We start from the raw sequence: 6,896 nt of genomic DNA on the forward strand, positions 1-6,896 counted from the left end.
TGACTAATACTACAGGCGGTGCTGCCACCTTATATGCATGGGTCGATCATGATGCTGATGGGCAATTTCAAGCAGATGAAATGACCTCAGTTGCTGTGCCTGATGGCACTAATAATGCCAATGTGACTTTAGATTGGAGTAATTTATCGAATGGCAATGGCGGTGATGTGGGTGATTCTGTTATTCGTTTACGTTTAACCACCGATGATTTAAATATCACTCAACCTGATAATGCAGGCACAGCCGATGTGGATGAAAGAGCCCTCGGTGGAGCGAGTGACGGTGAAGTCGAAGATCATCATCATAAAGTGACGTTCCATTTACTTATTCAAGACAATGCTGGCGACAATCGTTTTGATTATGTTATTGAGGGAGGTACTAACAATTTTGATGTTATTGGTACGTTTGAAAATAAATACGGTATCGGTAATGTTACTTATGATGTGTTAGTGCCTACCGATGATATTACTGCTGACTTTACTTTAACAGATTACCAGATGGTAATGTATAAACATGATATGCGCGATGCAAGCGGTAATGATAATGTGGCTGAAATAGATGCATTAATCGCTTATCGTGATCAGGGTGGGATATTACTAACGATTTCTGAAGGTGGAATTTTCACTGATTCATCCGAGCGAATTAACGCCTATATTCTCCAACAAATGGGGTTCTCTGGCGCTGCAGCGACCGCATTCGCTGGTTATAACGGCGGAACTATGCTGCCTTCGTTCCATCCTTCAACGTCTGCGGGTGCATTGGTACAAACAACGCCGGTGCAGACAACAGGCACATTATCAACCGTGACAGGTATCGATCATCGTAATGTATTGTATACCTTACCAACCGTAGGCGATTCGTGTAATAACGTGGATGCAATGGCGTGGTTAATTCCCTATAACCCGACATCAACAGGGGGGTATGCTTTTCCTAAAGGCCAAGTAGGACCATATATAGGCTCAGGTGAACGTCAATTCTTCTTTACACCAAACTATTGGAGTAATAATCGTGATGTTTATCAGGAGGTTGCTGACTTTGCTTATGATTATTATGAAGATGCGACTGCATTTAATGATCGTAATAATTGGCTAAATGATACGAGTAACGTTAACTCTCTCTGCTCTTTGGTTGAAGTTGATTTTGGTGATGCACCTGATACAAGTAGCAGTACTTCAGTTGGCAATTACACCACCAGTAATCAATTTAATGGCCCACGCCATGCCAATAGTGAGGAAGTCTATCTTGGCACAGCGCCAACCCTTGAAACTGATGCCTATGTTTCAACCGATGCGGATGGTGATACTGATGATGGTGTTACTTTAACCCCAGCCTTTAGTGGTGAAAATACTTACACCGTTACCATTAATGCGACCAATGATAAATCGATCGATGCAAATTTAGTGGCGTGGTTTGATTTCAATCGTAACGGTCAATTTGAGGTATCAGAAGGGATCACCCAAGTGGTGCCTGCCAATACTACCGCAACAGATTACCCCCTTACCTTTAATTTGGCTGGCATGCTTGTTAATAGCACCACTTACTATGCGCGTTTCCGTATTACAACTGATGCGATAGATACCAGTAGTGAGTTTGGCTCAGCCAGTGATGGTGAAGTCGAAGATTACAAAATTGTTGGTATTCAAGGTGGTATTTATGACGGTGGTGATGCGCCCGATTCTTACATGACGTCATTTGCCAGTGGCGGCCCTTACCATGTACAAACCAATAACCTATTCATGGGACAAAAAGCCAATGTCCAATACCCTGATACAGAATCCCCTGTGCCAAGTGTGGGTGCCAATAGTGATGATAGCAGTGGGGATGATGATGAAGATGGTCTGCAATTGCCACCGCTTTATGTCGGAGATACCACATATACCCTTCAAGCGTTAGGTCGCAGCGTTATGGGGGTGGGACTCACCGCAAAAATAGTTGTCTGGGTAGACTGGGATCGCAGTGGCACCTTTGATGCGGATGAAGGGCAGATTTACGATGGTGTACCACATAGCGGTAATTATACCTATGCCGATTTTACATGGACAGGGCTAAATGTCACCGCAGGCGATTATTATGTTCGCGCCCGTATTATGCCAAGTACGGATGCGATAGATGAAACCACCCCAGGGGGTTATGCCTCATTGGGTGAGGTGGAAGATCATGTGATAACAGTAACGCCATCATCACTCACGTCTAGCGGATGTAACAGTGAAACTTTCTTTGAACATGATTTTAGAGACTTTAATAATGAAGGTTGGTTAATCAATGGATTAGAAAATAACGACCCGTATACAGCTAATAATGCGACTGTACGTAGTTACGGTTTTTATGTGGTTGCGGATGCAAACTGGGATGTTACGTTAAAACGCCGAATTGAGACTCGAGCAGGCGATACCATTAAAGTCAATGTATGGGTGGGGCAACTAGGTTCGAATACTAATGATTATTTTGAAGTTTTACTTGATGGAGTGTCGATCGGACAAATAGCAAGTACGACCATGACTGCTCCCCATAGTAACCCCATGCAAATTTTTGTTCAGGGCATTGCACCAAGCAATAACATGGAATTGACCCTATTAATGCATCATGAACTGCCTGGTAATAATGATTACAACGTCACAGACATTACTGTTGAACGCATCGGTGCAGGAGGCTGTACTTATGATTATGGTGATGCACCTGATAGCTATTTGACCTTAGATGCCAGCGTAGGGGCACGACACGTGATCATCGGCACCAGCGGTTATACCAGTGATATGGTACTAGGTAGCGAGCGTGATGCAGAGTTTGATGGTATCCCTAATGTTGCCGCAGATGGCGATGACACAGACGGCACAACCGATGATGAAGATCTGGTTATTCCTGCTTCAATTGTCGCATTAACACCAACGGACATTGATTATGTTATTTCTGGTAGTGATGGGTATTTGAATGTATGGGTAGATGCCGATATCGACGATACCTTTAATACTGTCGGTGAGCATATTATTCAAGACCATCCTGTGACTATTGGTGCGAATATTGTCGAAACATTTGTGCCTTATTTAGGTGTTACAGGAACAACCTATTTGCGTGTTCGAGTGTGTGAATCTGAAGGCGAATGTCACACGCCAAGTGGGTATGCTGAAAGTGGAGAGGTGGAAGATCACTCGATTACCCTCAATGCTCCAAGTTTAGATTTTGGTGATGCACCCGATACGGGGGCTGGTGTGGGTATAGGTAATTACCGCACGCTTTTCAATTTAGATCCCTCCGATTTAGGTGCTTACCATGCACTGAGTACAGATCTGTATTTAGGTGTTGAAAATGCTGATGCAGAAGCGAATGCGACGACCAATAATATGGCATCAGGTGACGATATAACCGGAACTGATGATGAAGGTGGCATTATGCTATTACCATTATTATCAACCAGCGCTCGTTATGATATTTCTGCTGTTGTGACCAATACCACGGGCGAGGATGCATATCTTTATACGTGGATAGATTGGGATAATAACGGCAGTTTTGATAAAGATGAAATGATGACTGATGGTGTGTTAACTATCGCGAATAGCACCACTCTAGGATCTCAAGCGCTCAATTGGATATCGTTACCAGCATTAAGTGATGGCGATGTCTTTTATTTACGTACTCGAATCACTTCCGATGTCTTGAGTGATACAGCAACAGGCAGTGAAGAAGATCCACGCTCATTTGGTGCCGCTACCAACGGTGAAGTAGAAGATCATCGTATTGTGGTTGGTGATGTTGATTTTGGTGACGCACTGGATGAATACAAAACAGCCATTGCTACAAATGGGGCTTATCATGTTATTACTCCTGATTTGTATTTAGGAGATCAAGTTGCGGATAGTGAAGTTGATGCAACGCCCGATATATTGGCTCGTAGTGATGATGCCAATACCAGCCCAGATGATGAAGACGGTATTAATATTCTGCTACCCATTCCGTTAGATGCTACAGACTACAGCGCCATTGTTGAAGCTACTAATACAACAGGCTTTGAAGCTACCTTATGGGCATGGATTGATTTTAACCAAAACGGAGCGTTTGAGGCGAGTGAGTCACAATCTATAGCTGTGCCGGATGGTACAAATCAAGGGCAGTTTACATTAACGTGGACAGGGCTTGATACGCTCAGTTTGACCAATGGCATGACGTACATGCGGTTGCGTATAAGCACAGATGGCTTATCTGCCAATGACTGGGCTGGGGGCGCAAATGATGGGGAAGTTGAAGATTTCTTGTTGGCTATCGGTTTGGGTGATTTAGGTGATGCGCCAGATAGTTATGGTACTGACCGTGTCGATGTGTCTGGTGAAGGCTCAGGAGCAATGCATATTGTTGAAGCAACGCCACTGATTTATCTAGGTGCGATCGCCCCAGATGAAGAAGCGGATGGCTTTGTTGATGGTATTGATAATAGCGCTAATGCCACTGATGATGACAATATCGGAGCTGATGAAGATGGCGTAACCATTCCAGCCTCTATTGTTGCGCAGCCGAACCTACAAGTGCAATTAACCACGCGGGTACATACCGATGCGAATGCCACCGTTTATGGCTGGCTTGATTTTGATCGTGATGGTGTGTTTGATCCTGCAACAGAAGCGGCGACGCCAATTACACTCACCATTGCAGATAACGATGTGGATAAACAACTGACCTTTACCGTACCGAGTGATGTCGTGGAAGGGGTGAGTTATCTACGCGTGCGTATTTGTCGTGATAGCACTGATTGTTCTACCCCTCATGGTTTAGCCGATGATGGCGAAGTGGAAGATCATAAAGTCACGTTAGAGGTGCAATATGATTACGGTGATGCCCCTGAAGATGTCGATTATAAAACATTAATGGCCTCTGGTGGTCCTCGTCATGCATTAGGCTTGCCTATCCATCTTGGTGCGCAGGTGCCTGATGTCGATACTGATGGCTTTGGTGATGGTACAGATACTAATAATAATGCCACTGATGATGATACCAAAGGGGAGACGACGAGTGATGAAGATGGCATTACATTGCCAGCGACGTTTATACCCTCTACTGACGGAGATTACTCGCCAACGGTAGTATGTAATGACCATGACGGTATCAGTGATCTCGGTGCAACAGTTTATGGCTGGTTTGATTTCAACCTTGATGGTCATTTTGATATTGGTGAGTTTGCTCAAGCAGCGTGTGATGATAGCAGTAATACGGCAGATGGCTCTGCAACCTTAACCTTTACAGGCAGCAATGTTGCAGCGTTTGGTGACACCTATCTGCGTCTACGGATTACAACCGATACTTTAACTTCATCTGATGTTGGAGGAACAGCAAGCAATGGTGAAGTAGAGGATCATGCGGTTAAAATTGATATTTTACGCTGTGATACCTCAGGGCTAACAGATAACGGTGCTGCGCCTATCGCTGCGTTAGCCTCAACACAAATTACGGGCTCTCCATTATTGATTGATCATATTGGTCAAGGCGGAAATGGCGCACGTAAACCACCAGTCGAGAAGGAATCTTTTCAGTGGAAAAATGGAGGAACGTACAGCTGTTCGGGGACAGTTCCTTACTTGATATTGAATGATGGCGCCTCACATTCAAATAGGTGTGGTGCCAATATGGAAGGATTTGAAATGACGCCTGTTATTGGCGATGGCAGTGCAGGCAATCCTTATGTTATTTGGGCATCGCGTTATTGGGATAGAAATAATAATAACCTTTATGATAATGATGATATCAAAATTATTACCAAAATTGTTTATGAAAATGGTGATGTGTTCTTTGATCAATACTATTTCTTAGAATCAGCAAATGGCAGTAATACTAATGATATACGACTAGCTCAAGGGTTTGACACCATGTTAAATGGTGAAGATAAAGGTTATGCATTTACGATCCCTTATGAAGAAGATGGGTCTTACTTACCACTCGGGACGGTTGCAAACACAGCAGATCAAGAAGGTACCCCTCCTTTTCAGTTGGTTGGTGTTGCGTTTGGCTATGGGTTTGAAGAACAATTTATGGGATATTTAGAGTTAGATCGCCCATGGGATTATTATGCTTCAAAAAATTATGATCAGATTACGACATCTGCTGAAAGTGGCACTATTGGTAAAAAACTCAATACACAGCATATTGATAACGGTATTGGGGTGCAATGGGAATTAGGTCAGGTGAATGAGTGTCAAACCCATTCTGTGCGTTTGTTATTCTCAACCGTTGGAGAATCTTTATTACAAGTGAATCCGCATGACTTAGGGGATGCACCTGATGCAGATACTTCTCTGACTGCCACCGGTGATTATAAAACCCAAATAAATTCAGAAGGTGCAGCTCATCAACTTTATGATTTTGATGAAGATGATACCGTTGATTTAATGCTGGGGACGCTTTGGGATAAAGATGACGGAACCGCTCAAAATGCGGGTGCGACGGCGGATGACATCGATGATGTAACTTCTGATGAAGATGGGGTTGTCTTTAATGCCTATATGAAACCAGCAACGAATGAAAACATTGATATTACTCTGTCACTGGATGCTGATTCTGATCAAACAGATGTTCAATTATATGCATGGATAGATTGGAACCGTGATGGTGATTGGGATGATGCCAATGAGTTAGTTGTTGATGAGTCAAATGCCAATGCTAATGCTAATGCAACCGTATCTTATCCAATCACTGTACCGAGTGATGTGAATTTAGGGTATACCTATCTTCGTGTCCGGACCTGTTTTGATTCAGGAAATTGTAATACTAGTACAGGCATTACCACCAGTGGCGAAGTGGAAGATTACCGTATCTTTATATCTGACTTGGTTACAACAGCAACGTGTGATCAGCTCTATGTAACGAAAGCGGTTACGGATCCTAATTATACTCTGACGGCTGTTACTCCTGTACAG

Annotated in this window: 1 protein-coding gene; it reads left to right on the top strand. The window is 43.5% G+C overall.

Annotation, left to right across the window (positions count from 1 at the left end):
* On the top strand, positions 1 to 6,896 hold a 6,896-nt coding region (locus PAND9192_RS20745), incomplete at both ends, for a GEVED domain-containing protein (protein WP_234999231.1).

The sequence above is a fragment of the Photobacterium andalusiense genome, from assembly GCF_900185625.1.
GTDB classification, from domain to species: Bacteria; Pseudomonadota; Gammaproteobacteria; order Enterobacterales; family Vibrionaceae; genus Photobacterium; species Photobacterium aquimaris.